22 protein-coding genes are annotated in these 26,311 nt (G+C 56.6%); 14 read left to right on the forward strand and 8 right to left on the reverse strand.

All coding sequences use genetic code 11. From position 1 onward, the window contains the following. The first annotated feature begins 51 nt into the window (after positions 1–51). From SK51_RS15230 to dsbG, 10 genes are all read left to right on the forward strand, one after another. A complete protein-coding gene (locus SK51_RS15230) occupies positions 52–1,263 on the forward strand; it encodes a diguanylate phosphodiesterase (protein ID WP_023306239.1) in 1,212 nt (403 codons plus the stop codon). Between the two features lie 88 nt (positions 1,264–1,351). Further along, a complete protein-coding gene (locus tag SK51_RS15235) occupies positions 1,352–2,248 on the forward strand; it encodes an aminoimidazole riboside kinase (protein ID WP_023306238.1) in 897 nt (298 codons plus the stop codon). A gap of 171 nt (positions 2,249–2,419) precedes the next feature. Then, a complete protein-coding gene (locus SK51_RS15240) occupies positions 2,420–3,937 on the forward strand; it encodes a carbohydrate porin (protein ID WP_023306237.1) in 1,518 nt (505 codons plus the stop codon). A gap of 66 nt (positions 3,938–4,003) precedes the next feature. Further along, positions 4,004–5,374: a sucrose-specific PTS transporter subunit IIBC gene (locus tag SK51_RS15245; protein WP_032676228.1), complete on the forward strand. Its 1,371-nt coding sequence runs from the start codon at positions 4,004–4,006 to the stop codon at positions 5,372–5,374. Next, entirely contained in the window at positions 5,374–6,780 is a 1,407-nt protein-coding gene (locus SK51_RS15250; protein WP_023306235.1) for a sucrose-6-phosphate hydrolase, read from the forward strand. Before SK51_RS15245 ends, SK51_RS15250 begins: the two co-directional genes overlap by 1 nt. Before the next feature lie 28 nt (positions 6,781–6,808). After that, a complete protein-coding gene (locus SK51_RS15255; protein ID WP_023306234.1) occupies positions 6,809–7,825 on the forward strand; it encodes a LacI family DNA-binding transcriptional regulator in 1,017 nt (338 codons plus the stop codon). 95 nt (positions 7,826–7,920) lie between these two features. Next, positions 7,921–9,471 carry a methyl-accepting chemotaxis protein gene (locus SK51_RS15260; RefSeq protein WP_048206790.1) on the forward strand — a complete coding sequence of 517 codons (1,551 nt, stop codon included), beginning with the start codon at positions 7,921–7,923 and terminating at the stop codon, positions 9,469–9,471. 193 nt (positions 9,472–9,664) lie between these two features. Continuing rightward, positions 9,665–10,078 carry a hypothetical protein gene (locus SK51_RS15265; protein WP_023306232.1) on the forward strand — a complete coding sequence of 138 codons (414 nt, stop codon included), beginning with the start codon at positions 9,665–9,667 and terminating at the stop codon, positions 10,076–10,078. 5 nt (positions 10,079–10,083) lie between these two features. Continuing rightward, positions 10,084–10,641 carry an RNA polymerase sigma factor gene (locus SK51_RS15270; RefSeq protein WP_023306231.1) on the forward strand — a complete coding sequence of 186 codons (558 nt, stop codon included), beginning with the start codon at positions 10,084–10,086 and terminating at the stop codon, positions 10,639–10,641. Positions 10,642–10,682: 41 nt separating this feature from the next. Beyond that, the gene (dsbG, locus tag SK51_RS15275) at positions 10,683–11,459 is read left to right on the forward strand and encodes a thiol:disulfide interchange protein DsbG (protein ID WP_023306230.1); all 777 of its coding nucleotides are present in this window, start codon (positions 10,683–10,685) and stop codon (positions 11,457–11,459) included. Between the two features lie 39 nt (positions 11,460–11,498). On the opposite strand, the gene SK51_RS15280 is transcribed toward dsbG, so the two are convergent. The 3 genes from SK51_RS15280 to SK51_RS15290 form a co-directional block, all read right to left on the reverse strand. Then, positions 11,499–12,788, reverse strand: coding sequence for a glycoside hydrolase family 10-like protein (locus tag SK51_RS15280; protein ID WP_023306229.1), 1,290 nt, complete (start codon positions 12,786–12,788; stop codon positions 11,499–11,501). Between the two features lie 7 nt (positions 12,789–12,795). Then, positions 12,796–13,083 (reverse strand): VF530 family protein, encoded by a 288-nt coding sequence (locus SK51_RS15285; RefSeq protein WP_023300148.1) that lies wholly within the window; start codon positions 13,081–13,083, stop codon positions 12,796–12,798. A 129-nt stretch (positions 13,084–13,212) separates the two neighbouring features. Continuing rightward, positions 13,213–14,694: a UbiD family decarboxylase gene (locus SK51_RS15290; RefSeq protein ID WP_023300147.1), complete on the reverse strand. Its 1,482-nt coding sequence runs from the start codon at positions 14,692–14,694 to the stop codon at positions 13,213–13,215. Between the two features lie 111 nt (positions 14,695–14,805). On the opposite strand from SK51_RS15290, the gene SK51_RS15295 reads away from it, so the two are divergent. Further along, positions 14,806–15,690: a LysR substrate-binding domain-containing protein gene (locus SK51_RS15295; RefSeq protein ID WP_023306228.1), complete on the forward strand. Its 885-nt coding sequence runs from the start codon at positions 14,806–14,808 to the stop codon at positions 15,688–15,690. On the opposite strand, the gene SK51_RS15300 is transcribed toward SK51_RS15295, so the two are convergent. The 4 genes from SK51_RS15300 to SK51_RS15315 all read right to left on the reverse strand — a co-directional run bounded on the left by SK51_RS15300 (position 15,681) and on the right by SK51_RS15315 (position 19,199). After that, a complete protein-coding gene (locus SK51_RS15300; RefSeq protein ID WP_023306227.1) occupies positions 15,681–16,589 on the reverse strand; it encodes a LysR family transcriptional regulator in 909 nt (302 codons plus the stop codon). The genes SK51_RS15295 and SK51_RS15300 overlap by 10 nt on opposite strands. A gap of 1 nt (position 16,590) precedes the next feature. Beyond that, positions 16,591–17,568, reverse strand: a complete 978-nt coding sequence (locus SK51_RS15305) for an MBL fold metallo-hydrolase (RefSeq protein WP_023306226.1) — start codon at positions 17,566–17,568, stop codon at positions 16,591–16,593. 107 nt (positions 17,569–17,675) lie between these two features. Further along, positions 17,676–18,560: an SDR family oxidoreductase gene (locus tag SK51_RS15310; protein ID WP_022648162.1), complete on the reverse strand. Its 885-nt coding sequence runs from the start codon at positions 18,558–18,560 to the stop codon at positions 17,676–17,678. Between the two features lie 111 nt (positions 18,561–18,671). Then, on the reverse strand, positions 18,672–19,199 hold the full coding sequence (locus SK51_RS15315) for a GNAT family N-acetyltransferase (protein WP_022648161.1): 528 nt from the start codon (positions 19,197–19,199) through the stop codon (positions 18,672–18,674). A gap of 131 nt (positions 19,200–19,330) precedes the next feature. On the opposite strand from SK51_RS15315, the gene treZ reads away from it, so the two are divergent. From treZ to glgX, 3 genes are read left to right on the forward strand one after another with little or no spacing between them, the layout of a single operon-like run. Then, on the forward strand, positions 19,331–21,118 hold the full coding sequence (gene treZ, locus SK51_RS15320; protein ID WP_023306225.1) for a malto-oligosyltrehalose trehalohydrolase: 1,788 nt from the start codon (positions 19,331–19,333) through the stop codon (positions 21,116–21,118). Continuing rightward, the gene (gene treY / locus SK51_RS15325) at positions 21,115–23,583 is read left to right on the forward strand and encodes a malto-oligosyltrehalose synthase (protein ID WP_023306224.1); all 2,469 of its coding nucleotides are present in this window, start codon (positions 21,115–21,117) and stop codon (positions 23,581–23,583) included. The genes treZ and treY overlap by 4 nt, the downstream gene beginning before the upstream one ends. A gap of 15 nt (positions 23,584–23,598) precedes the next feature. Beyond that, entirely contained in the window at positions 23,599–25,674 is a 2,076-nt protein-coding gene (gene glgX / locus SK51_RS15330; protein WP_023306223.1) for a glycogen debranching protein GlgX, read from the forward strand. On the opposite strand, the gene SK51_RS15335 is transcribed toward glgX, so the two are convergent. Beyond that, complete coding sequence (locus SK51_RS15335) at positions 25,671–26,219, reverse strand: winged helix DNA-binding protein (RefSeq protein ID WP_048206791.1); 549 nt, start codon at positions 26,217–26,219, stop codon at positions 25,671–25,673. The genes glgX and SK51_RS15335 overlap by 4 nt on opposite strands. Positions 26,220–26,311 lie beyond the last annotated feature (92 nt).

Genomic DNA, 26,311 nt, shown 5'->3' on the forward strand with positions numbered 1-26,311 from the left:
TGTGTTAAACAATACCGTTCAGGCGTATACCCCATACCGGACCCCGTTTCTGTGCTGACAACTCTCATTTATCGAAGCCAGCTGAGCTTAACCTGCACCTCCGCAGCGTTAAGCGCGCTGGTTGAACAGGCCAGGATCCGTAATACGGAGCAGGGCATCTCAGGCATTCTTCTCTCCCGTGGACGTGACGTTCTGCAAATTCTCGAAGGCACGGAACAGAGCGTCGTCGCGCTTTTTAACACCATCCGTGCGGATGACCGGCATACCGGCGTGGTGGAGCTGATGCGCGATTACGGCCCGCGCAGACGTTTCGAAGACGTGGGAATGCTGCTGTTTGACCTGGATGTTCAGACCCCGAAAGCGGTTCTGGCGTCAGTTATGCATTACAGCAAGCTGGAAAGCTATCTGACTTCTGAGGATCGGGTCTTCAAATTTATTCAGACCTTTATCACCGGTAAAACCGCTATCCCACCCGCTTCGGACTATGAGCCTGATAAATGGACGCTTTCGCGAGAGCGCGCGCCGTTTGGTAAAGGGTTAGGTCTGCTGGCGGGACAGCCCTGCCAGTTTGCGCTGCAACCCATTGTCGAGCCGTCCGAAGGCAAAATCAGTTCTCTCGAAGCGCTTATACGCGGAAACGACGGCGGCAGCCCGGAGCATTTCTTCCATAGTCTCGATCGTGAACAGATTTACGAAGTCGACCTGCAAACCAAAGCCTGGACCTTTGCGCTGGCGCAAAAGCTCGGCATCGGCAGCCACAAACTGGCGGTGAACCTGCTGCCAATGTCGCTGGTTAACGTGCCGGGCGCGGTAGAGTTCCTGGTAACGCAGATCAAAAAGCACAATCTACAGCCAGAGCAGGTGATCATTGAAGTCACTGAGAACGAGATGATCTCTGGCTTCAACCAGTTTAACAGCGCCATTAAACAGCTGCGCGCGGAAGGAGTTGGGCTGGCGATAGATGATTTTGGTTCCGGCTATGCTGGTCTTTCACTGCTCACGCGGTTCCAGCCGGATAAGCTCAAAATCGACAGAGAGATCGTCAGCGATATCCATCTGAGCGGGCCCAAGCAGGCGATTGTGAAGTCGATAATCAGCTGCTGCACCGATCTGGAGATTACGCTGGTCGCAGAAGGCATTGAGAAGATAGAAGAGTGGTGCTGGCTTGAATCCGCCGGTATTCGCCGCTTCCAGGGCTTTTTGTTCGCCCGCCCGCAGCTCAATGGCGTGGGTGATATCCACTGGCCCCAACGGGTAGGTTAAGCAAATTTTCCCTCGCCATATTTCCCCGACACCCTGCCTGTGCTTAAATAGCTAAACCGGTTTAACATTATTTAGCTAAGAAGGTTATATGGAGACGATCTGGGTACTTGGCGATGCAGTGGTGGATCTGTTGCCCGACGGAGAGGGCAAACTGCTGCAATGTCCGGGCGGCGCACCGGCCAACGTCGCGGTTGGGATTGCGCGTCTGGGCGGCAGAAGCGCCTTTATAGGCCTGGTGGGCGACGACCCCTTCGGGCGCTTTATGCAAAAAACGCTTGCGGATGAGCAGGTTAATACAGAATGGCTGAGACGGGATCCGCGGCATCGCACCTCCACGGTGGTGGTGGATCTCGATGACGACGGGGAACGTTCATTTACCTTTATGGTTCGCCCGAGTGCTGATCTGTTCCTCGACGCCGCCGATCTCCCGCCATTCCGCGCCGGGGAGTGGCTGCACGTCTGCTCTATCGCGCTTAGTGCCGAACCCAGCCGTTCCGCGACGTTTCAGGCGATGTCCGCTATCAGACTGGCGGGGGGATTCGTCAGCTTTGACCCCAATATCCGCGCCGATCTCTGGCACGATGAAGTCGAGCTGCGTCAGTGTCTTGAGCGGGCATTAGCCTGTGCAGATGTGGTGAAAATCTCGGTGGAAGAACTGGCGTTCTTAACCGGAAATGCGCAGGTCCATGAGGGGCTGGCGGCGCTGATGCGCACCTGTCCGGCCAGGCTGGTGCTGGTGACGCAGGGAAAAGAGGGCGTGACCGCCTGGCAGGGAGGCGCGTTGACGCACTATCCTGCATCACCCGTGGAATGCATTGATACCACCGGCGCGGGGGATGCTTTCGTCGCCGGGCTGCTGTTCGGTCTGGCTCGTGATGGCCAGGCCCGTCTCTCAGAGGTCATCACGCTGGCGCAGCGCTGTGGGGCGCTGGCGACAACCGCAAAAGGGGCAATGACCGCGCTGCCTTATCATCACGAACTGTAATTCACCTCTCCAGGCCTCCGGTCGGCGGCCTGAATTGTCGCCTCGATCACACTTACTAAAACGGTTTAGCAAAAAACGTTGCCGATTCAAAATTCAACGGTTTAGTATCATCAGCCTAAACCGGTTTAGCAATTTAGCACTTTCACCGATAGTTATTAGGGATGCGACAAAATGTATAAAAAACGCAGACTTGCCGTGATGATAGGCATGCTGGCCGGGAGTACCTCTGTTTTTGCCCAGACGGATATGACACGTATCGAAGCGCGCCTGGCGGCGCTGGAGCAGCGTTTGCAGGAGGCGGAAACCCGCGCGCAGGTTGCTGAAAAGCGCGCCACGGCAGCGGAACAGAAAACACAGCAGCTGGTGGCTGCGCAGCAGGAAGCGCAGACCTCCACACAGGCGGTGGCGCAACGTACTACGGTGCTGGAAGAAAAAGCCGACCGGACAGGCGGTTTTGAATTTCACGGTTACGCCCGTTCCGGCCTGCTGATGAACGACGCGGCCTCCAGCAGCAAAAGCGGCCCTTATCTGACGCCCGCCGGGGAAACGGGCGGGGCCATTGGGCGTCTGGGGAACGAAGCGGATACCTACGTTGAGCTGAATGTTGAGCACAAACAGACGCTGGAGAATGGCGCGACGACGCGCTTTAAGGCGATGCTGGCCGACGGTCAGAAAACCTATAACGACTGGTCGGCAGACAGCAGCGACCTGAACATTCGTCAGGCCTTTGCCGAGCTGGGCAATTTGCCGGACGTTACCGGTGCGCTGAAAGGCAGCACCTTCTGGGCGGGTAAGCGTTTTGACCGCGACAACTTCGACATTCACTGGCTGGATTCCGACGTGGTATTTCTCGCCGGGACCGGCGGCGGCGTCTACGACGTGAAGTGGAACGATACGCTGCGCAGTAACTTCTCCCTTTATGGCCGTAATTTCGGCAGCGAAGAGGAGATCGACAACAACGTCCAGAACTACATCTTAAGCATGAACCACTTCGCCGGGCCGGTGCAGTTGATGGTCAGCGGCTTACGGGCAAAAGATAATGACGACCGTAAGGACAGCAACGGCGATCCGATTAAAACCGATGCGGCGAATAACGGGGTGCATGCGTTGGTGGGTCTGCATAACGAGAGCTTCTACGGCCTGCGGGAAGGTTCCGCCAAAACGGCGCTGCTTTACGGCCACGGTCTGGGGGCCGAGGTGAAAAGCATTGGTGCAGACGGCGCATTGCTGTCAGAAGCCGATACCTGGCGTTTTGCAAGTTACGGTGTCACGCCGCTGGGCGGTGGCTGGCACATTGCGCCCGCCGTACTCGCGCAAAGCAGTAAGGACCGCTACGTGAAGGGCGACAGCTATGAGTGGGTCACGCTCAATACGCGTCTGATCAAAGAGGTGACCCAGAATTTCGCCCTCGCGTTCGAGGGCAGCTATCAGTACATGGATTTAAACCCGGAAGGCTACAAGGATCGCAATGCGGTTAACGGTAGCTTCTACAAGCTGACCTTTGCCCCGACGTTAAAGGCGGGCAAGATTGGCGATTTCTTCAGCCGTCCGGAGCTGCGCCTGTTCGCCACCTGGATGGACTGGAGCAGCAAGCTGGATAACTACGCCAGCGATGACGCCTTTGGCAGTAGCGGCTTCAACGCGGGCGGGGAATGGAACTTTGGGGTGCAGATGGAAACCTGGTTTTAACCCTTCACGCTCCCGCATCGCGGGGGCGTTTCAAACATCATAAAAAGAGGTCAGGAAGAGGTATCTATGGATTTTAATCATATTGCGCGCGAGCTGATTCCGCTGCTCGGTGGCAAAGAGAACATTGCCAGCGCGGCACATTGCGCCACGCGCCTTCGTCTGGTGCTGGTCGATGATGCGCTTGCCGACCAGCAGGCTATCGGCAAGGTTGAAGGCGTGAAAGGCTGTTTTCGAAATGCCGGGCAGATGCAGGTGATCTTCGGCACAGGGGTGGTGAATAAGGTTTACACCGCGTTTATTCAGGTGGCAGGGATTAGCGAGTCCAGTAAATCGGAAGCGGCGGATATTGCAGCCCGCAAGCTGAACCCGTTTCAGCGCATCGCGCGTCTGCTCTCCAACATCTTCGTGCCGATTATTCCGGCGATCGTGGCCTCGGGTCTGCTGATGGGCCTGCTCGGGATGGTTAAAACCTACGGCTGGGTTAATCCGGATAACGCGCTCTATATCATGCTGGATATGTGCAGCTCGGCGGCGTTTATTATTCTGCCGATCCTGATTGGCTTCACCGCAGCGCGGGAGTTTGGCGGCAACCCGTATCTGGGCGCAACGCTCGGCGGCATCCTGACTCATCCGGCGCTGACCAACGCCTGGGGCGTAGCGTCCGGCTTCCACACCATGAACTTCTTCGGTCTTGAAATCGCCATGATTGGCTATCAGGGAACCGTCTTCCCGGTACTGCTGGCGGTGTGGTTTATGAGCATTGTGGAAAAACAGCTTCGCCGGGCGATCCCGGATGCGTTAGATCTGATCCTGACGCCGTTCCTGACCATCATTATCTCCGGCTTTATCGCGCTGTTGATTATTGGCCCGGCGGGACGCGCGCTGGGCGACGGGATCTCCTTTATTCTTAGCACCCTGATTGCCCACGCGGGCTGGCTGGCCGGGCTGTTGTTTGGTGGGCTCTATTCGGTGATTGTCATTACCGGCATTCACCACAGCTTCCACGCTATTGAGGCCGGACTGCTGGGTAACCCGTCGATTGGCGTGAACTTCCTGCTGCCGATCTGGGCGATGGCGAACGTGGCGCAGGGCGGGGCATGTCTGGCGGTGTGGTTCAAAACCCGTGATGCCAAAATCAAAGCCATTACCTTACCGTCGGCGTTTTCCGCGATGCTGGGCATCACCGAAGCGGCAATTTTTGGCATCAACCTGCGTTTCGTGAAACCGTTTATCGCGGCGCTGATCGGTGGTGCGGCGGGCGGTGCCTGGGTGGTGTCGGTGCATGTCTACATGACCGCCGTTGGCCTGACGGCGCTTCCCGGTATGGCGATCGTTCAGGCCAGCTCGCTGCTCAACTATATTATCGGCATGGTGATTGCCTTTGGCGTGGCGTTCACCGTCTCTCTGCTGCTGAAATATAAAACGGACTCTGAATAATGACCTTACCTTCCCGCTGGCCTGCCGTGTTGCAGGCCGTTATGCAAGGCCAGCCGCGTGCGCAAGCGGACAGCCACTATCCGCAGTGGCATCCCGCACCGGTGACAGGGCTGATGAACGATCCGAACGGCTTTATCTGGTTTGCCGGACGTTACCATCTGTTTTATCAGTGGAACCCGCTGGGCTGCGATCATCGCTACAAGTGCTGGGGGCACTGGAGCTCAGCAGATCTGGTGCACTGGCAGCACGAGCCAATGGCGCTGATGCCTGACGAAGAGTATGACCGCAATGGCTGTTACTCCGGCAGCGCCGTGGATAACAACAGCGTGCTGACCCTGTGCTATACCGGCAACGTTAAGTTTGACGATGGCGGCCGCACCGCCTGGCAGTGTCTGGCGGTGCAAAATGACGACGGCACGTTTGCCAAACTGGGACCGGTGTTGCCCCTGCCGGACGGGTATACCGGGCACGTCCGCGACCCGAAAGTGTGGCGCCATGACGGGCAGTGGTACATGGTGCTCGGGGCGCAGGATCAGCATAAGCGCGGCAAGGTGCTGCTGTTTACGTCAGCCGATTTGCACACCTGGGCGTCCTGCGGCGAAATCGCCGGTCACGGCGTCAATGGACTCACGGACGCGGGCTATATGTGGGAGTGCCCGGATCTGTTTGCGCTTGATGGCACACACGTCTTGATCTGCTGCCCACAGGGGCTGGCGCGCGAACCGCATCGCTATCTCAACACCTATCCGGCCGTCTGGATGAGTGGGGCATTTGATTATCAAACGCCTGCATTTGCGCACGACGAATTGCATGAGCTTGATGCCGGTTTCGAATTTTACGCGCCGCAAACCACGGTGGCAGAAGAGGGCCGCCGCATCCTCATCGGCTGGATGGGCGTGCCGGACGGCGAAGAGATGCTCCAGCCTACACGGGTGCACGGCTGGATCCACCAGATGACCTGTCCGCGCGAGCTGCGCTACCGCGACGGTAAGCTCTGGCAAACGCCGGTCCGTGAGCTGGAAACGCTGCGCGAGGATGAACATCACTGGCAGGGACGCGCCAGCGATGCCCCGGTGCTGGAGGGAACGCGTCTTGAGTTCGAACTGAGCGCCTCGCGCGTTAATGTGGATTTTGCCGGCGCGTTGCGGCTGATTATGGATGATGCGGGGATCCGTCTGGAACGCGCCAGCCTGGAAACCGGAGAGACGTTGACCCGCTACTGGCAGGGCTCTGTTCATCATTTACGCGTGCTGTGTGACCGTTCCAGCGTCGAAATTTTCATCAATCACGGTGAAGGCGTCATGAGCAGCCGCTATTTTCCTGACCATCCGGCCCAGGTTCGCTTCGAAGGTGCGTCCGACATCACATTACGCTACTGGTCGCTGCGCAGCTGCATGATAGAATAGGGGTTTTGGCAGCCGGATCTAAGTCGTTGTGAGAAAAACAAAACGCGTCACCATTAAAGATATCGCGGAGCTGGCGGGGGTATCAAAAGCCACCGCCAGTCTGGTTCTGAACGGCCGCAGCAAAGAGCTTCGGGTGGCGGAGGAGACACGCGAGCGTGTGCTGGCGATTGCCAAAGAACATCATTATCAGCCCAGTATTCACGCCCGTTCGCTGCGGGACAACCGCAGCCACACCATTGGTCTGGTGGTGCCGGAAATCACCAACTACGGGTTTGCCGTTTTTTCTCATGAGCTGGAGACCCTCTGCCGCGAGGCGGGTGTTCAGCTGCTGATCTCCTGTAGCGATGAAAATCCGGGCCAGGAGACGGTGGTGGTCAATAACATGGTGGCCCGCCAGGTGGACGGGCTGATTGTCGCCTCCAGCATGCTCAACGACGCGGATTATCAAAAGCTGAGCGAGCAGTTGCCCGTTGTGCTCTTTGACCGTCATATGAACGACAGTTCTCTGCCGCTGGTCCTCACCGATTCAATTACCCCAACCGCCACGCTGGTGGCCGACATTGCGCGCCAGCATCCGGATGAGTTCTACTTCCTCGGCGGCCAGCCGCGGCTTTCCCCGACGCGTGACCGTCTGGAAGGGTTTAAGCAGGGGCTGCGTGACGCTGGCGTCGAGCTACGTCCGGAGTGGATTATTCATGGTAATTACCATCCGAGTTCCGGCTACGAAATGTTTGCCGAACTTTGCGCGCGCCTGGGCCGCCCGCCAAAAGCCCTTTTTACCGCCGCCTGCGGTCTGCTGGAAGGGGTGTTGCGCTATATGGGGCAACATAATCTGCTGCAAAGCGATATGCGTCTGGCCAGCTTTGACGATCACTATCTCTATGATTCTCTGACCATTCCTGTCGATACCGTTCGTCAGGATAACCGCCAGCTCGCCTGGCACTGTTTTGATCTGATTGGCAAACTGATTGAAGGGGAAACGCCGGAGCCAATCCAGCGTAAACTGGATGCCACACTGCAACGGCGATACAAGGCCCGGGAGTGACAGGGTAACGTCTGACGGATATATCAATAACTTTAATTAATTAAAGATCGGATTCAGCCGATAACCAAAGGGAAATTATATCCCTGAGGTGTGTTATGTCGTTGAAAAAATCATCCCTGATTATCCTGTTTTCTCTGCTTTTCTTCTTTGTGGCCAGCACCATCACCAGCGTTGGGCTCATCATTAAAAGTAATACTTCGCTGGATAATGTGAACAAAGAAATTCAGGTTGTCCTGTCCATTATTGATCCCATTAACCATAGCCGAACCCTGCGCGTCAGGGTTATGGAGTATGTAAAAATGGTGGAAGCGGGGGACGCCACCGACTCGTCTGCGAAACTGGCCTCGGTTAAAGAGGCGCTGACCAAAGCCGATAGTGCATTTTCGGCGTTTATGGCCTCGCCGCGTTTGCAGGACGAAGCCCCGCTTGTCACTGCCTACCAGCAGGCGTGGCAAAACTACCGTAACCAGGGACTGGCACCGCTGATTGCCGCTGCCGCCGCTCACGATGTGTCGCGGTTCAACGCTCTTATTCCCGTGGTGTCTCAACTCGATCGCCAATATGAAATTGTGCTCGATCAGGTTCTCTCCGTTCACCAGAAGTACGCCAAAACGCTGAACGAGGATGCGAGCCATAATTTTGTGTCGGGTCTGGTTATTATCGCCTGCATTGCGGTGCTGTTCGTAGTGGTGATCTTCGTCGTCAGCCTGCTGATGAAACGCGTGGTCTTTGCGCCAGTGAACCTGGCGCGCGAGCACTGTCGACAGATTGCGGCCGGGAAGCTGGACGTACCGGTACCGACCAAGCGTGATTCCGGGAATGAAATCGATCACCTGATGTCCTCGATGGAGCAGATGCGCCAGGCGCTGCTCTCCACCATTTCTCAGGTGCGCGATGCCAGCCACACCGTAACGCATGCGGCGCAGGAAATTGCTTCCGGCAATATCGACCTGGCCTCCCGTACCGAGCAACAGGCTTCTGCCCTGACCCAGACGGCCGCCAGCATGGAAGAGCTGAGCGCGACGGTGGCGAATAACACCGATAACGTGTTCCAGGCCGGTAAGCTGGTGCAGGATGCCGTGAAAAATGCCCATACCGGTGAAGCGGTAACCCGTGAAGTCATCGAAACGATGAATTCTATCGCGTCCAACTCGAAGCGTATTGAGGACATCACCAGTGTCATCAACAGTATTGCTTTCCAGACTAATATTCTGGCGCTGAACGCGGCCGTTGAAGCGGCGCGTGCCGGTACGCAGGGGCGAGGATTTGCCGTGGTGGCAAGTGAAGTGCGCACCCTGGCCCAGAAAAGCGCGGTGGCGGCGAAGGATATCGAAAGCCTTATCGCCCAGTCTGTTTCCAGCGTGAAAAACGGTGCGGAACTGGTGAATCGTTCGGGAGAGGTGATTGATTCTATTATCAGCTCTGTGAATAAAGTGCATACGCTGATGGAACAGATTTCGGTTGCCTCAGAAGAGCAGAGCCGTGGAATTGGTCAGGTTGGGCAGGCCGTAACGGAGATGGACGGTGTGACCCAGCAGAACGCGGCGCTGGTGCAGCAATCCGCCGCAGCCGCGGCCTCGCTGGAGGAGCAGGCGCAGCAGCTGTCGCAGAGTATTTCGAGTTTTCGTCTGCCGGCAATTGCGTGATTAAATGAGGAAGGCTCCTGTTGGAGCCTTTTTTTAATGTCTGCATGCAGCCGCTGCACAATCTCCTTCAGCCATTACTGTTATCCGTACAAAGCCGCTATCACATAAATTTTATCTTTCCCCGGCAATATTTCTGTTCCTCATCCGTCTACCTCATCAGAGACCATAATCATTCAACATAAACGAGGTACATATGAGAAATTTCGATATGCACGGAAAAGGTCACGGGCGTGGTTTGGGCCGCCATCGTATGTACAAGGGCATCGTGATAGGCGCAGTCCTGTTCGCGGTGCTTGGCCTGCTGGTCATGTCCCTGTGGAACGCGTTGCTCCCGGCCATCCTGGGGGTTAAAGCCATTGGCTTCTGGCAGGCGCTGGGGATCCTGCTGCTGAGCCGCATTCTTTTCGGTGGGCTGGGTTTTCGTCCAGGCATGTTCGGTGCACACCGCCGTATGCACGCACAATGGATGAATATGACCCCCGAACAACGGGAGGCCTTCATTCAGCAGCGTCGGGCAGGGTCTGGGCGTCATGGTCATTGCCGGTGGCACGATGACCGGGATGAGAAGCGAGATGATAACGCTGCGAAAGCGCCGGAAGCCGAGTGAGCGATATGAAAGCCGGTGAGGCGGGGGAATCATTACTGATCTCGGCACTCAATGCCTGCCGCGCACGGCTAAAAGCCTTCATTCGCGGACGGACTGCGGTTCGTGATGATGTCGATGATATTCTTCAGGAAGTGACCTGGCAGTTGATGAAAGTGGAACAACCGGTGGAGAACGTCGCCGCCTGGCTGTTTCGCGCCGCGCGGAATGAGATGATCGACCGGGCGCGAAAAAAGCATGAGGTTTCACTGCCGGGGTACCTGACGGCAGATGACGAGGACTTTCCGGAGCAGGAGATTGCAGAAACGTTATTCGGCGTACCGCAAACGCCGGAGGAGGAGTATCTCAACATGCTGCTGTGGGAAGAGTTGGGGCAAGCCCTGTCGGAACTGCCGCCACCACAGCGCGAGGTGTTTGAAAAAACGGAATTTGAGGGATACACCATGAAGGCGCTGGCGGAGGAAACGGGCGACAGCGTGCAGGCGTTATTATCCCGCAAACACAAAGCCGTGCGATTTTTGCGTAATCGCCTCAAGGATATTTATGAAGCGTTGACAGGGCAATAAAGTTCGACCACTCTGAAAAACAATATCTTAGAGGGGTCGTTATGCTTCAACTGTTAGCAAAGAAAAAGATGCTGTTACTCTCTGCTCTGCTGTTTTCAGGGCTGGTCAGGGCAGAGGAGTCGCTTCCGGATGTGGTGAAGCACTTCAGTGAGCAGCAGGATATCAAAATCATTAAGAAAATTGATGCCCCCGGCGGCGCGCCAGCGTGGCTGGGGCAGTATCAGGACATGGGCGTGACGCTCTTTCTGACCCCTGACGGAAAGCACGTGGTGTCTGGCTATCTGTATGATGAGAAGGGAACCAACCTCAGCGAGGCCTTTTTCCAGAAAGAGATCTACGCCCCGATGGGCCGCGAGATGTGGAAAAAGCTCAATGCGGCGCATCCGCTGAAAGAGGGCGCGGAGAGCGCCCCGCGCAAAGTCTTTGTTTTTGCCGACCCGTTCTGCCCGTACTGCAAGCAGTTCTGGGCTGAAGCGCAGCCGTGGGTGAAGGCCGGCAAGGTCCAGCTCAACACGCTGCTGGTTGCGTTTCTTAACCCGAACAGCGGGCGTAACGCCTCTGCGATCCTGAATGCCAAAGATCCGGTGTCGGCCTGGAAAGAGTACGAGCTGTCCGGCGGTAAAAAGCTTCCTAAACCTGAAGGGGCGGCTTCACGGGAAACCGTTGAGATCCTGCAAAATCACCAGACGCTTATGGACGGTCTCGGCGCAAATGCCACACCAGCTATTTATTACCTGAATGAGCAAAACGAACTGCAGCAGGTCGTGGGCATGCCAGACGCAAAACAGCTTGAGGCGATGTTCGGGCCGAAGCCGTAAAAAGAAAGGCAGAAACAAGGCGTTTCTGCCTTTTTACAGTCAACTACCCCAGCGCCCCCGGAGGTAATTTACGGCTTCCTGCGTCTGCGGCTGGTTAAGATAGTCTTCACGGAACAGGATGGTGCCTTTTACGTCTGGCAGTGAATCGTTGAGGTCGAGCTGTTTTTTCAGCTCCGGTACGCCGCCGTTCACCGTCCAGTCCGGTTCGTTTCTGGAAGGCGCGCCCACTTTGTAGAATGCGATCCCGATATACAGGCGGGTATGGGTCGGTTTCACCACGTCAGCCCACCATTTTGTCAGCACATCGTATCGTGCCGCGTCGCGGGCGAAGGGCCAGTAGATCTGCGGCGCAATGTAATCCAGTAAACCCTGCTGTACCCACTTACGCGTGTCAGCGTAGGATTCATCGTAGGCTGCGGCACCGCGCGTGTCCGATCCTGCCGGGTCGAAGGAGCGGTTGCGCCATACACCCGCTGGGCTGACGCCAAATTCAACCTCAGGCTTTGCCTGCTTGATCGCCCTTGATACCTGCACAATCAGCTGCTGCGTATTGTGCCGACGCCAGTCAGCTTTCGCCGCAAATCCCTCGCCGTAGCGCCTGAAGGTCCAGGCATCGTTCAGGGTTGAGCCCGGCGTCTCGGTGTAAAAATAGTCATCGAACTGAACGCCGTCGACAGGGTAGCGATTCACCACTTCCATCACCACCTGGGTTATCCAGTCCCGCACCTCGGGAATGCCCGGGTCGAGAACAAAACGATCCCCCGAGGTGCGGATCCACTCCGGATGCTGGACATAGACGCTGGAGGGATGAAGCGACGAGGTACGGTTAAGCGCGGCGATGGTCGAGGGCTTCGTGTTGGTGGAGACGCGGTAAGGGTTGAACCAGGCGTGAACCTTCATCCCGCGCTTGTGCGCTTCATCCAGCATAAACTGGAGCGGATCGTAACCGGGGTCTTCCCCCATAGTCCCGGTCAGGGTATCTGACCACGGCAGTATTTCAGAGGCCCACAGCGCCGTACTGTCCGGTTTTACCTGAAAGAAGACGGTGTTGATCCCAAGCTTTTTCAGCTTATCGAGCTTGTCCGTCAGCGCCTTCTGTTGCTGGGCGATACGCTGGTCCGCGCTGCGGCCATTCACCGATGACACGGGGGGCCAGTCGAGACGGGAGACGGTCGCCAGCCAGATCCCGCGCATGGGTTCGTTAGTCTGCTGTACAGGTTTCGCCTGCGGCAGCGGGGTAACGAGTGATTTGGGTGGTTTGGAAGTGCAACTTACCAGTAAAAGCGCGCAGCCAAGCAGCGCGCCAGTCCGTTTTACGTGTCGCATCATTTGCGTGTTAGCTCCTGGGTGTCCGGCCATCCGTCCAGGGATTAAACGCCGGTTCGTCCTGTTCCTCGTTACCGTCATCGTGAAGGGAGTCGAGGTAGAGGGCTTCAACTTCCGCCCGCGCCCATGGGGTCCGGCGCAGGAACTTCAGACTCGATTTAACACTCGGGTCCTTGCGAAAACAGTTGATTTTGATTCGGTTGCCCAGTTCATTCCAGCCATATCGCGCAACCAGCGCGTTAACCTGCATTTCAAGCGTTACGCCATGCAAAGGATCGTTGGAAATATGTGCTGTCATAGGCGTCCGGTAGTCTCATTTTTTATGGGGATGTGATAAACGCTCAAAGGTTACAAGAAAGCAGGGGACGCGGCAATTTCAGCGTGAGGTTCTTCACCCGTAAAGGGTGAAGAGGATTTCCGGTTAATACTATTTTTTAAACAGTTCAGGTGCCCACGGCGTCGGGTCTACCTCCATAAAGGGCGCACGCTCAAAGCGGGACTTCAGCGCCCAGGGCACCGTACAGTCGAAAATCGTTTTGCAGGTGATCCCGTTGCCACGAATTGAGGGACTGTAGTCCGGCGCCTGAGACGGATCGAGCTGGTGACCGCGGATCCCCGGCAGATGGGTGATACTGACATCGCCCTGCATACGGGTCGTCATCGCCCACAAAATGTCGTCGCTGTCGAAAATATCCACGTCTTCGTCGACGAGAATAATGTTCTTAAGCTCGGAATAGGTGGCTAACGCGATGAGGGCCGCCTGACCCTGACGCCCTTCGTCAGAAGGCTGCCGTTTTTTAACCTGCAATACCCCAAGGAATTTGCCCCCGCCAGCGGTATGCGCATAGACGTTTTGCAGGAAACCGGGGATGGCTTCTTCCACCGCATTCCGGATGCTGGCCTCCGTTGGCAAACCGGCCAGCGTGGTGTGCTCTTCGCCCGGTCCTACCAGGGTTTGCAGGATCGCCTGATGACGCATCGTGACGGCCTTCACTTTGATTACCGGCAAGGAGGGGTTAGCCTCCCCGCAGTAGCCGGGAAATTCCGGCATCGCGTGCCCGGTGTGGGTATGCTGATCTTCTTCTACGCGCACGCCCGGCAGCAGTTCGCCTTCGATAATAATTTCCGCACGCGCAATCGCTTTTTCATTTACGGCCACACCCTGCACCAGCTCGACGGGAGCCTGACGTAACGCACCGGCGACACCCAGCTCGTTGTAGCCGAAGGGCGTGGTAGGGGCTTCGAAACAGGCGCCAATATAGATAGCGGGATCGAGACCCATATTGATCGTGACCGGCAAGGGTTTGCCCGCCTCTTCGGCTTTCTTACGGAACACTTCAATATGGCGGCCCGCGGCAAGGAACATGGAGAGCTCATCGCGCTCTTGAACGCAAAGACGGTGAATAGTGACATCGGTCAGCGAGGCGTCTTCCGGATCGCTTGCCAGCACCAGCCCCAGACAGAAGAACGGACCGGCATCTATCGGCGTGTTGGTCGGTGCCGGAAGCAATTTACGCAGATCGAAGTCCGGATCGTCGGCATAAAACACCTGCTCCTGACACGGCGCCTGGGCCGCCGGGACGACAACGGGAGCAATCGGGTTTTTCACCGCCTGGCCGACATGTTTTGCCAGTTCAGAGGGCTCGCAGCCCAACAGGAGCGCCGCCCGCTCGCGGCTGGCGTGCATACCGACCAGAATACGGGAGTCGGGATACCCCTTAATAGCGTTAAACATCATGGCCGGGCCGATGCGCGTCGGACGTTTTACCGTGCCGCCAGCACCAATGTGCCGGTACACACCCGCCAGCTCCGCGTCAGGATCGACCGGATGGCTGGTTTCAAGGTATTGACCTTCATGGCGTTTAAGCAGTTCGATAGCACTTCTGAGATCGTTGATGTGGTTTTCCATATTTTCCCCCTCGGATGATTGCATCCATTCTTAACCGGACGAAGAAGGCTATCAATTGCATCATTCATGCTATTTTAATATGAATTTTATTATCAATAATGAAGGCACAGTATGCAGTTTCGACTGATGCGCAATTTTATCGTGGTGGCGGAAGAGCTTCACATGCATCGTGCGGCGGAGCGCCTTAACATGGCGCAACCGGCACTAAGCCAGCAAATCAAAACGCTTGAAGATCGTCTGGGGGTAGTGCTCTTTAGCCGGGCGAATCGTCGCCTGACGCTGACGCCAGCCGGTGAGGCGTTTCTCAGTAAAGCCAGAGTGGCGATTTTTATGACCGATCAGGCGATTCTGGATGCCAGACAGACGGCCAGAGGGGAACAGGGCGTGCTGAATCTCGGATGCGTTTCAAGTGCGATATTCGACAGTAAGCTGCCCGACGCGCTGCGGCTTTTACATGAGAAATGGCCAGCCATCAGCCTTTCCATGATGACGGGAAACGTGCAAACCCTTTATACCGGCGTGCAAAGCAACCAGCTGGATGTGGCCATTATTCGTGCCCCGTTACCGCTGCTGCCTGACGATCTTCAAAGCCGTCCTTTCACAACGGAAAAAGCCGTGCTGGCCTTACCTCGTCAACACAGTCTGGCGGGCTCCGCCGCGCTGACGCTTGCGTCGGTGAAAGAGGAGAAGTGGATCGCCCTGCGCGACCCGGAGGGGATGGGGCTGGAGCAATATTTCTATGATGCCTGCCACAGCGCTGGCATACAGCCTGACGTTGTGCAAAATGCCACCGATGTCCCCACGGTGATAAGCCTTGTCTCGGCAGGGTTTGGTATCGCCATGCTGCCAGCTTCAGCGAAGGCGATATGCGTACAAAACGTCGTCTTTGTAGATATTCTTGACCGACTCCGGGAGAGCGAGCTGACGCTGGTTTGCCACCGGATTATTCGCTCTGAGGTGCTGAAAAAATTGATGAGTATCCTCGATCATACCTGACGTCCGGCGGCCTGAAGAAGCTGTTCACGTAGCCAGCGGTTAGCCGGATCCTGACTGTTTTTCGGATGCCAGTACATACCAATGACGATCGGCGGGAGATCCAGCGGCGGCGGAAAAATATCAAGCGTTTGCGTAAAGCGTAGCAACATGCGCCTGGGTAGGGTGCAGAGTAAATCGGTACCGGCAACAATCGCAGGCGCCATCGCATAGCTTTGCGTCGACATCACCACGTTACGCTGGTGGCCAAGCCCCGCCAGATGCTGATCGACAAAGCCCGCGAACGGGTCGCCCTCGGATGAAACCACCAGGTGTGAAAGACTACAATAGCTTTCCAGATCCACCGGCCCCGTACCGCGCGGATGGCCTTTCCGCTGGGCTGTGGCATATTCATCGTCAAACAGTTTGCGTCTGACCCATGCATCGTGCGCCCCCGCATTAACGCCAACATAAATATCCACATCGCCATTTTCCATCTGCGCTGACAGCAGCTGGGTTTCCGGGAGCGCAAAACGCAGGCGGATACCTGGTGCCGCACTGCTAATCTGATTCTGCAACTCAGCCCCCAGCATTAGCGCCGGGTTTTCGTGCAGGGCAATAACAAAGGTGCGGTTGCTGTTCTGCGCGTTGAACGTGGTGGGTTCAAGCATCGCCGCTATGCCCTGCAAAACCGTCGCGACCTGCGGCCTTAACGCTTCGGCGCGCGGCGTCGGTAACACCCCACGTCCGTGTGGGGAAGGGACAAACAGCGGCTCACCAAACAACACGCGCAGGCGTGCCAGGCGGGCAGACATTGCTGGCTGGCTGATGCCCAGCCGCGCGGCCGCATGGGTGATATTCTGGTCCCTGAGTAACGCATCCAGCGTCAGGATCAGGTCCATATCCATATCGGAGGGGGACATCTTATTTTGCGTCACGGTTGGTATAGGTCACCGGGACCCACGCGTAGCCTTCCCGCTCACCTTTCGTCACATAGCCGATCCCGGGGAAAGGCAGATGTGGCGCCGCAATCAGATCTTTGTTTTTCACAAACTCAGCGAAAGCTACGTTGCGCACCCGGGCGGCGCCGTCCTGATCCTCATCGTAAGCAATCGTCACGTTGGGCTGCGGGAACTGAACTGCGGCGACGTGGATGATGTCGCCGACAAAGGTAATTTTTTCACCTTTGCTCTCCAGCGTGTAAAACGCGGAACCTGGGGTGTGGCCCGGGTGAACCGTACCGCTGATGCCCGGCAGAAGCTGTTCGGTGCCTGAGAAAGTATTCACTTTTCCGGCATCCAGATAAGGCTTTAATGTCTTGTGCGCGACATCGAAGTAGTTCTGGTCATAGCCAGACTTTTTCTGGTTCGCGTCGTTAAAGAAGAAATCGATATCCGGTTTGCCGACATAGACCTGCGCGTGGGTAAACACGCGCTGACCGTCTTTGACCAGACCACCGGCGTGATCGGAGTGCGCATGGGTGATTAGAACATCGGTAATATCTTCGGGTTTGATGCCCTGGGTCGCCAGGCTTTCAATCAGCCGCCCGCCTTTGCCGGGGCCAAAGAGCTGACCGGAACCGGTATCCACCAGGATTTTGTGCCCGGGCAAGGCGATATAAAACGCGTTAATCGATGCTTCCACCGGATTGGCCTGGAAGTTTTTGGCCAGTAACTCATCGGTATTTTCCGCCGTCGTCCGGCGCAGTAAGGCGTGAAGATCCTGCGGCACGCTGCCGTCCGTAAAGGCGGTGATAATCCTGTCGCCAACCTGAACGCTGTAGCCGCCAGCCTGCTGTTTCACCACATGCTGCGGAACGCTGGCCACCGCGTGGATCGCTGGAAAGAATAAAACTGAACCGGTCAACAGGGTTGATATCGCAAGTTTTTTCACAGTAAACATGATGGGCTCCTCAATAGTAAGTTCATCATAGTTCAACTGCGATTTTTGAGAATAGCAGGGGAGTGAATGTGACCTATCCATGAAATGGATAGGTCTGAGAGGATGCTTTACAGCACGCCGGTACCGCCATCAGAGCACCACACTTGCCCGGAAGCGTATGAGCAGGAATCGGAGGCAAACAGCACATACAGCGGTGCGATTTCAACCGGCTGACCCGGTCTCCCCAGGGGCGTATCTTCCCCGAACTTCTGAACTTTGGACTGCGGCTGGCCGCCGCTGGACTGAAGAGGCGTCCAGTATGGACCTGGCGCGACGGCATTCACCCGAATGCCACGCGGCCCAAGCTGCTGGGCCAGAGACTTGGTAAAGGCCACGTTACAGGCTTTGGTCTGCGCATAGTCCACCAGGATCGCGCTCGGTTTAAACGCCTGAACGGAAGTGGTGTTGATGATCACGGCACCTTCCTGCAAATGGCGCAGCGCAGCTTTGGTGATCCAGAAGGGGGCATAGACGTTGGTCTTAAACGTCGCGTCAAAATCTGCCGTGGTGAGATCGTCGATAGATTCACAGTACTGCTGGCGTCCGGCGTTATTCACCAGGATATCCAGGCCGCCCAGTTCGGCAACGGCTTTTTCCACCAGCGTGTCACAGAAGGACTCCACGCGAATGTCGCCGGGAATGGCGACCGCTTTACGGCCTTCGGCCTGGATCAGCGCAATGACCGATGCTGCATCGGACTCCTCTTCCGGCAGATAGCCAATAGCGACATCTGCACCTTCACGGGCATAGGCGATGGCTACCGCGCGACCAATGCCGGAATCACCGCCGGTAATCAGCGCTTTTTTTCCTGCCAGTTTTCCTGACCCGATATAACTTGTTTCACCATGATCCGGTATTGGCTTCATTTCCGATGCCAGCCCGGGAGCCCTTTGCGGTTGTTCTGCAAACGGTGGACGAGGGTAATGCAGCGTGTGATTATTTCCTGTAGACATACCGGCCTCCTTAATAGTGAATTCCAAGATTAGTCGTTAATTAAACGTAAGCGGGCAAAATTGACAAATTCAGACAAATCTATATTCCAGTGGCGGATATAAAATATTTTCTCAAGCCAGCATGTAATACCAGAAAAGGGCGACCTCATCTTTTTCCGGCAGGGCGTTGTAAAGGTAACGATCGTAACCGCCCAGAATAAACCCATAGTGACGATAGAAAAGGCAGGCAGAAACATTAACGTTCTGCGTCTCCAGCCGTAAGCCGGGCGCATTGAGGCTTCGCGCCCAAACGTGGGTGGCAGACATCAGCTTGTGCGCCGCGCCCGTTCGGCGTTTTGAACGCTCCACGGCAATGTAATCCACCGAAATAAATTTATTCCAGTTGCAGGACGCGGTAATAAAACCGGCGATTTCACCGTCATCCGTTTCGGCGATAAGAAATATTGAATCGGGATTAACGCAATGATTTTCCAGCGTCTGGAGATCCAGTTCATAGGTTTTATGATAAGGATCGGTTAGCGCCTCGATATGCAAATCACCATTGAGAAAAGGTTCTCTGGCAATCTCATCGACCGTAAAAGAAAAATCACAACATTCAAGACGGGCGAGGTCGGTGCTTAATCCTTTTCGAATATGCATAGTATTCCTTAAGTGGGAGTTATAAATAGATAATAGACGAAGCGGCATACCCTGCTGGCATAACACTCTGTTCATCCTGGTCTAAGCTTGTATTTCGTTCCGCGTAAAATGTGGTCATTCGAGGACAATGAATGGAATTCAGAACATGTCGCAGGCACTGGGGTGCTGAGTTTATTTCCGATGACGTTGTACGTTTTCGCGTCTGGGCAGAAGGGCAGAAAGATCTCACGTTGCGTTTAACAGATACCGACATTCCGATGGCGGCGGTGGGCGACGGCTGGTTTCAGGTTGACGTGCCCGGCGTCAGACACGGTACGCCGTATCAGTTTGTTTTACAGGATGGAATGGCGGTGCCGGATCCGGCCTCGCGCGCGCAACAGGCTGACGTCAACGGCCCGTCGGTGGTAATCGAACCGCGTCACAACCTGCCCGCACAGCGGGAATGGCAAGGGCGGCCATGGGAAGAGACGGTGATCTACGAGATGCATATCGGCACCTTCACCGGGGAAGGAACCTTCAGGGCGGCCATCGATAAATTGCCTTATCTGGCCGAACTGGGTATTACGCAACTGGAAGTGATGCCCGTGTCCCAGTTCGGGGGCGCGCGCGGATGGGGGTATGATGGCGTACTGCTGTATGCCCCGCACTCAGCTTATGGCACACCGGATGATTTTCATGCCTTCATCGATGCCGCCCACGCGCTCGGGCTTTCCGTGGTGCTGGATATTGTACTCAACCACTTTGGCCCGGAAGGGAACTACCTGCCGTTGCTCTCGCCGGCGTTTTTCCATCAGGATCGTATGACCCCGTGGGGCAACGGTATAGCCTATGAGGTTGAAGCCGTCCGGCAATACATCGCTGAGGCGCCGTTATTCTGGCTCTCGGAGTATCATCTTGACGGTCTGCGCTTCGACGCCATCGACCAGATCCATGACGACGCTGAGACCCATATTCTTCCCGAGATAGCGCAACGGATCCGCGACGCCTTTCCGGATCGGCATATCCATCTGACCACCGAAGACAGTCGCAACGTGATTTTCCTGCATCCGCGCGATGAGCATGGTCAGACGCCGCTTTTCACCGCCGAATGGAATGATGATTTTCACAACGCCGCGCATGTCTTCGCGACCGGGGAATCACACGCCTATTATCAGGATTTTGCCTTTGAGCCGGAGAAAAAGCTGGCGCGGGCGCTGGCAGAGGGCTTTGTCTACCAGGGGGAAATCTCGCTTCAGACCGGGAAATCGCGCGGGGTAGAGTGTCGCGAGCAACCACCGCAGTTTTTTGTCGATTTTATTCAGAATCACGACCAGGTCGGCAACCGTGCCCAGGGGGAGAGGCTTATCTCTCTGGCTGGGGCGGAGAAAACGCGCGTGCTATTCGCGGCGCTGCTCCTGTCGCCACATATCCCGCTGCTGTTTATGGGTGAGGAGTATGGCGAAACGCATCCGTTCCTCTTTTTCACCGACTTCCACGGCGACCTGGCGAAAGCCGTGCGGGAGGGGCGCGCGAAAGAGTTTACCGGCCATGCCGGGCACGATGAAACCGTACCGGATCCCAATGACGTAAATACCTTTATGCGGTCGAAGCTTGACTGGAACAAGGCAGACACGGAGGAAGGCAGGGCGTGGCTGCACGTTACGCGCGAACTGATTGCGCTGCGTCAACGCTTTATCGTCCCGTTACTGAAACAGCGGGGCGCCGTGGAGGGTAACGTCCTGCAAACGGCGCTCGGCATGGTTGCCGTGAGCTGGCGTTTTCCGTCCGGTACGCTGTCGCTGGCGCTGAATATCGGCAAAAAGCCCCTCGCCTTAGCGGACCTGCCCGGAAAAACGATCTTTAGCTGGCCGGAGGCAGTCGAAAACCTGCCGCCGAACAGCATTGTTGTTCGCTTTGCTGATGGAGAAGCAGCGCTATGATCCCTTCCTCTACTTACCGAATTCAGTTTCGCAACGGCATGACCTTCGATCGCGTGGTAGACCTGATTCCGTATATGAAAGACCTCGGAATTAGCCATCTTTACGCGTCGCCTGTTTTCACCGCAACCACGGATTCCACCCACGGCTATGACGTGACCGACCCCAACGAAATCGACCCGGCGATTGGCGGGCGGGAAGGGTTTGACCGCATGGCGGCAGCATTAAAGCATGCGGGAATGGGCCTGATTCTGGATATCGTTCCTAACCATATGTCGACCTCGCTGGAAAACCGCTGGTGGCGCGATGTTATCGAGCATGGTCGGCAGAGCCGCTATGCGGCATATTTTGATATCGACTGGTCCCGACCGCTGACGTTGCCGTTTCTTGGCGACACCTTTGAAGCCGAGCTGGAGCGGGGGGCTATCACCCTGAAACGTGACAGTGTCACTGACAGCGCGGCGTTGGTTTACTATGATACCGCCTATCCGCTTAATCCCGGCACGTATGCCGAAGGCAAGAGCATCGCTGAGATCCACGAGGCGCAAAGCTGGCGGCTGATGTCCTGGCGGGAAGCGCCGAAACAGCTTTCATGGCGGCGCTTTTTTGAAATCACCGGGCTGGTCGGCGTGCGGGTAGAGGATGAGGCGGTATTCGCAGACACGCACCGCCTCATCCTTGAGCTTGTCCACGCCGGGGTTGTCGACGGCCTGCGCATTGACCATGTGGACGGGCTTGCCGATCCGCTGGGCTATTTGCAGCGACTACGTGCGGCGACCGGACCGGATTGCTACATCACGGTAGAGAAGATCCTCGCCAAAGGGGAACAGCTTCCTCCGGAGTGGCCCATCTCAGGTACTACGGGCTATGAGTTTATCGCCTCCCTGGCGGAAGTGCTGGTGGATGATACCAACCTCTCGCGGCTGGAGACGCTCTACGACGAGACACTGGGTACGACCGTTGACAGGCAGGCGGAACTTCGCAACGCCAAAGGCCTGATGACCGATCGTAATTTTGAAGGTGAATTTACCACGCTGCTCAAAATAGCCAGCGAGCTGGCCGGGCATAACGGTGCCGAAGTGGAGCATGAGGATATCCGCCATGCCTTGCGCGAGCTGCTTATCGCGTTTCCGGTGTATCGCACCTACGGCACCGCTGAGGGGCTGACGCCACCGGATGTGGCGCTGCTCAGCCGCGTGGTCGCCAGCGTCAACACCTCTGAACCCGCTCTGAGCCTTATCGTGCGTATTCTTACCGGCGATCTGCCGGCGCATGACCACGCACTGGCCTCGCTTTTCCGCACCCGTTTTCAGCAGCTGACCGGGCCGCTGATGGCGAAATCGGTAGAGGATACGCTGTTCTTCCGCCATAACCTGGAGCTGGCCCTGAACGAAGTCGGCGCCGACCCGACGCCGCGCGCGTTTTCACTTTCCCGTTTTCATCAGGAGATGCGCATTCGACTTACCCGTCAGCCCGATGCGCTGCTGGGAACTTCCACCCACGACACCAAACGCGGCGAGGATGCACGAGCTCGTCTGTATACGCTGACGGAAGCGCCAGATCTGTGGGGAGAAAATCTGGCGCGCTGGCGGCAGATGAACCAGACGCAGGTCCGATTCCTCAACGATGGCACCGCGCCGAACGCCGCCGACACCTGGATGATCTTCCAGGCGCTGGCGGGCGTCTGGCCAGCAACCCTGTCGCCTGAGGATCGTGATGGCCTTAAGTCACTGGAAGAGCGTTTCCTCGGCTTTATCGAGAAAGCCCTGCGCGAGGCCAAGCAGCGTACCGACTGGATCGACAGCAACGAAGGTTACGAGAGCGTGGTCCTGGACTACGTGCGCCATCTGCTTTCCCCGGATAACACCCTGTTCCTGCGTGATTTCAGTGCCGCACTCCAGCCGTTTATTCGGGCTGGGTTAATGAACAGCCTGAGCCAGACGGTGATCAAACTGACTGCGCCTGGCGTACCGGACATCTACCAGGGCAGCGAGGGGCTTAACTTCAGCCTCGTCGACCCGGATAACCGCCGCGAACCGGATTTCGCCGCACTGTCGGAAAACCTCAGCGTAGCGGATGGCACCGTTTTTAACGATGCGCAACGCTGGCGAGACGGCAGCGTGAAGCAGTACGTCACCGCCACGCTGTTACGGCTTCGGCCACATTACCCCGCGCTTTTCCGCTACGGCGACTGGCTGCCGCTGAAGGTAACCGGCGAGCGGGAGGAGAATCTGATCGTTTATGCCCGCATCAAAGATGACGAGGCGCTGATCGTCGCCGTGCCGCGCCTGGTGTTTGACGTCACCGATAATGCGATGCTGTGGGCCAATACTACCGTGGCCATACCCCAGGCGCTGGCCGGGAAGCACTACCGGGATCTGTTTACCGGTGAGCGTCGCCTTCTGCCAGAGACGCTGGATTTAACGTCTGAAAAGGGATGTTTGTTGGTTCTGCTTACCTGCGAATAATTGAGGAGAACAAAAATGCCAAAGGATACAACGTTTGAAATTCGGGCCGGTCATGGCCAACAGTTGGGCGCAAATTATGACGGAAAAGGGGTGAACTTCGCCCTGTTTTCCGCCCACGCGGAGCGGGTGGAGCTGTGTCTGTTTGATCCTTCGGGAAAAACAGAAATCGCCCGTCTGGAACTGCCGGAATATACCCATGAGGTCTGGCACGGCTATGTGCCGGACCTGAAACCGGGGGCGCTGTATGGCTACCGCGTTTACGGCCCCTACGATCCTGAGAAGGGTCACCGCTTCAACCCCAATAAGCTGCTTATTGACCCCTATGCCCGTGAACTGGTAGGTGAAATTGAGTGGAACGATGCCCACTTCGGCTATGAGCTGGGACACGACGAGCTGGATCTCAGTTTTGACACGCGAGACAGCGCGCCGTTTACGCCCAAATGTAAGGTCATCGACCCCAATGCCGTTGACTGGCAGGACTCACGCCCGCCCGATATCCCGTGGCCGCATACCGTGGTCTATGAAAGCCACGTAAAAGGCTTTACCCAGCTTAACCCGGCTATTCCGCCTGAACTGCGCGGTACGTTTGAGGGGATGGGGCATAAAGCCTCGGTGGAGTACATCAAAAGCCTCGGCATTACCTCGGTCGAGCTGCTACCGGTTCACTGGTTCCCTGACGATCAGCACCTGCTCGATCGCGGCCTGAAAAACTTCTGGGGCTATAACTCGCTCGGTTTCTTTGCGCCAGCGTCCCGCTATTACGGCCCGGCGGGGATCCAGGGTTTCCGCGACATGGTGCGTGCTTATCATGACGCGGGCATCGAGGTGATCCTCGACGTGGTCTATAACCACACGGCGGAGGGCAACGAGCTGGGACCAACCCTGTCGTTTAAGGGGATTGATAACTTCTGCTATTACCGCACCATGCCGGATCAGCACCGGTATTACATCAACGACACCGGCACCGGGAACACCGTTAACACCTCGCACCCGCGCGTGTTGCAGATGGTCATGGACTCCCTGCGTTACTGGGCGGAATCGATGCAGATTGACGGTTTCCGCTTTGACCTCGGAACCATTCTCGGACGCGAGCCGGAGGGATTCGACCCGCGCGGCGGCTTCTTTGATGCCGTGACCCAGGATCCGGTGCTGTCGAAGCTGAAGCTTATCGGTGAACCGTGGGATATCGGCCCAGGGGGGTATCAGGTGGGGGGCTTCCCGCCAGGCTGGGGCGAGTGGAACGACAAATACCGCGACACGGTACGTGAATACTGGAAGGGAGATAACGTTTCTAACGATTTTGCCGCCCGTCTGTTAGGGTCCGGTGATTTGTACGATCAGCGAGGACGTCGTCCGTGGGCCAGCGTCAATTTTATCACCGCGCATGACGGCTTTACGCTGAACGACCTGGTGTCCTACAACGAGAAGCATAACGCCGATAACGGGGAAGATAATAACGACGGACATAACGATAACCGATCGTATAACTACGGTGAAGAAGGGCCGACGGAGAACCCCGATATCATCGCCACCCGCGAGCGGCAAAAGCGCAACTTCCTCACCACGCTCTTCTTCTCCCACGGCACGCCGATGCTGCTGGCAGGTGATGAGTTTGGCCGGACGCAAAAGGGCAATAATAACGGCTATTGCCAGGACAGCGAGATCTCCTGGATAAACTGGGAAGGACTCTCTGAAAACGACGAGAAGCTGCGCGACTTTACCCGTCGGTTGATTGCTCTGCGCGCTGAGCAGCCGCTGCTGCGCCGTGCAAACTGGCGCGACGGGCTTGAGATCCGCTGGTTTAACGCCGGTGGCGGACCGCAGCAGTCTGAGCAGTGGGACGAGGGTTCCACCCTTGGTCTTGCCATCAGCCGTCCGGATCTTGAGCAGGAAGAGGGCATCTGGCACGACGTGCTGATGCTGTTTAACCCGTTTGAAGGCACGGTGCCATTCCAGATCCCGCAGTTTGGCGAAGGGGGCTGGGTGCTGGAGCTTTCGACGGCGGATGATGCCCCCACAGGGGAAATCATCACGGAATCCGTCGATTATGAACTGGCCGGGCGGAGCATAACGCTTTTCCGCCGTCCTTAAAGCGAGGCCGCCGCGCGTGCGGCGGTATCATACAGGGAGGAGATCGCGCGGAGTAATTGCGCGGTCTCGCCAATCGACGCGCCCGGAATGCCGCTTTCCGCATGAATGTTGTTCAGGCAGGCTTCCCGTACCTCCCGGTACTTCATGCACAGCGCTTTGCCTTCCTCCGTCGTCGAGAAAAAGAGTTCTTTCCCCGCTTTTTCACTGGTGACGTAACCCGCCTTTACCAGCTTTTTCAGCGCATACGTCACCACGTGGGTATCTTCCACGTTCAGCACAAAGCAGATGTCGGCCAGCTTTTTCTTGCGGTTGCGGTGGTTTACGTGGTGCAGAAGCGAGACGTCGAAAGCGCCCATATCCGGTTCACCTGCTGCGGTCATGCAGCGCACCATCCATTTGTTAAACGCATTGCTGGTCATGATCAGCGCATATTCCAGCTCCGACAGTTCGGCACATCGCTCTGAGACGAGATGGCGGGAGGAGACGATACGCCCGTCCGCAATATCGTCGTGGTTTAACGCTGTTTTCGTTTTCTTTGTCGTCATACCGATCCTTTCTCCAGAATGTAAACCCGTCGATAAAATAAGAACATTTTATTGATAAATTGTTTACATGTTTTTGACGTTCAGATATAGCT

The sequence above is a fragment of the Enterobacter sp. MGH85 genome (assembly GCF_001037655.1).
Lineage (GTDB): Bacteria > Pseudomonadota > Gammaproteobacteria > Enterobacterales > Enterobacteriaceae > Enterobacter > Enterobacter intestinihominis.

Excerpts from the sequence above, each read along its gene's own strand:
- SK51_RS15285 (WP_023300148.1), bottom strand. The coding sequence starts at position 13,083 with ATGACAGCACATATTTCCAACGATCCTTTGCATGGCGTAACGCTTGAA.
- SK51_RS15290 (WP_023300147.1), bottom strand. The coding sequence starts at position 14,694 with ATGGAAAACCACATCAACGATCTCAGAAGTGCTATCGAACTGCTTAAA.
- SK51_RS15235 (WP_023306238.1), top strand. The coding sequence starts at position 1,352 with ATGGAGACGATCTGGGTACTTGGCGATGCAGTGGTGGATCTGTTGCCC.
- SK51_RS15245 (WP_032676228.1), top strand. The coding sequence starts at position 4,004 with ATGGATTTTAATCATATTGCGCGCGAGCTGATTCCGCTGCTCGGTGGC.
- SK51_RS15295 (WP_023306228.1), top strand. The coding sequence starts at position 14,806 with ATGCAGTTTCGACTGATGCGCAATTTTATCGTGGTGGCGGAAGAGCTT.
- SK51_RS15300 (WP_023306227.1), bottom strand. The coding sequence starts at position 16,589 with ATGTCCCCCTCCGATATGGATATGGACCTGATCCTGACGCTGGATGCG.
- SK51_RS15260 (WP_048206790.1), top strand. The coding sequence starts at position 7,921 with ATGTCGTTGAAAAAATCATCCCTGATTATCCTGTTTTCTCTGCTTTTC.
- SK51_RS15265 (WP_023306232.1), top strand. The coding sequence starts at position 9,665 with ATGAGAAATTTCGATATGCACGGAAAAGGTCACGGGCGTGGTTTGGGC.
- SK51_RS15305 (WP_023306226.1), bottom strand. The coding sequence starts at position 17,568 with ATGTTTACTGTGAAAAAACTTGCGATATCAACCCTGTTGACCGGTTCA.
- SK51_RS15335 (WP_048206791.1), bottom strand. The coding sequence starts at position 26,219 with ATGACGACAAAGAAAACGAAAACAGCGTTAAACCACGACGATATTGCG.
- treZ (WP_023306225.1), top strand. The coding sequence starts at position 19,331 with ATGGAATTCAGAACATGTCGCAGGCACTGGGGTGCTGAGTTTATTTCC.
- glgX (WP_023306223.1), top strand. The coding sequence starts at position 23,599 with ATGCCAAAGGATACAACGTTTGAAATTCGGGCCGGTCATGGCCAACAG.
- treY (WP_023306224.1), top strand. The coding sequence starts at position 21,115 with ATGATCCCTTCCTCTACTTACCGAATTCAGTTTCGCAACGGCATGACC.
- SK51_RS15240 (WP_023306237.1), top strand. The coding sequence starts at position 2,420 with ATGTATAAAAAACGCAGACTTGCCGTGATGATAGGCATGCTGGCCGGG.
- SK51_RS15315 (WP_022648161.1), bottom strand. The coding sequence starts at position 19,199 with ATGCATATTCGAAAAGGATTAAGCACCGACCTCGCCCGTCTTGAATGT.
- dsbG (WP_023306230.1), top strand. The coding sequence starts at position 10,683 with ATGCTTCAACTGTTAGCAAAGAAAAAGATGCTGTTACTCTCTGCTCTG.
- SK51_RS15280 (WP_023306229.1), bottom strand. The coding sequence starts at position 12,788 with ATGATGCGACACGTAAAACGGACTGGCGCGCTGCTTGGCTGCGCGCTT.
- SK51_RS15250 (WP_023306235.1), top strand. The coding sequence starts at position 5,374 with ATGACCTTACCTTCCCGCTGGCCTGCCGTGTTGCAGGCCGTTATGCAA.
- SK51_RS15270 (WP_023306231.1), top strand. The coding sequence starts at position 10,084 with ATGAAAGCCGGTGAGGCGGGGGAATCATTACTGATCTCGGCACTCAAT.
- SK51_RS15310 (WP_022648162.1), bottom strand. The coding sequence starts at position 18,560 with ATGTCTACAGGAAATAATCACACGCTGCATTACCCTCGTCCACCGTTT.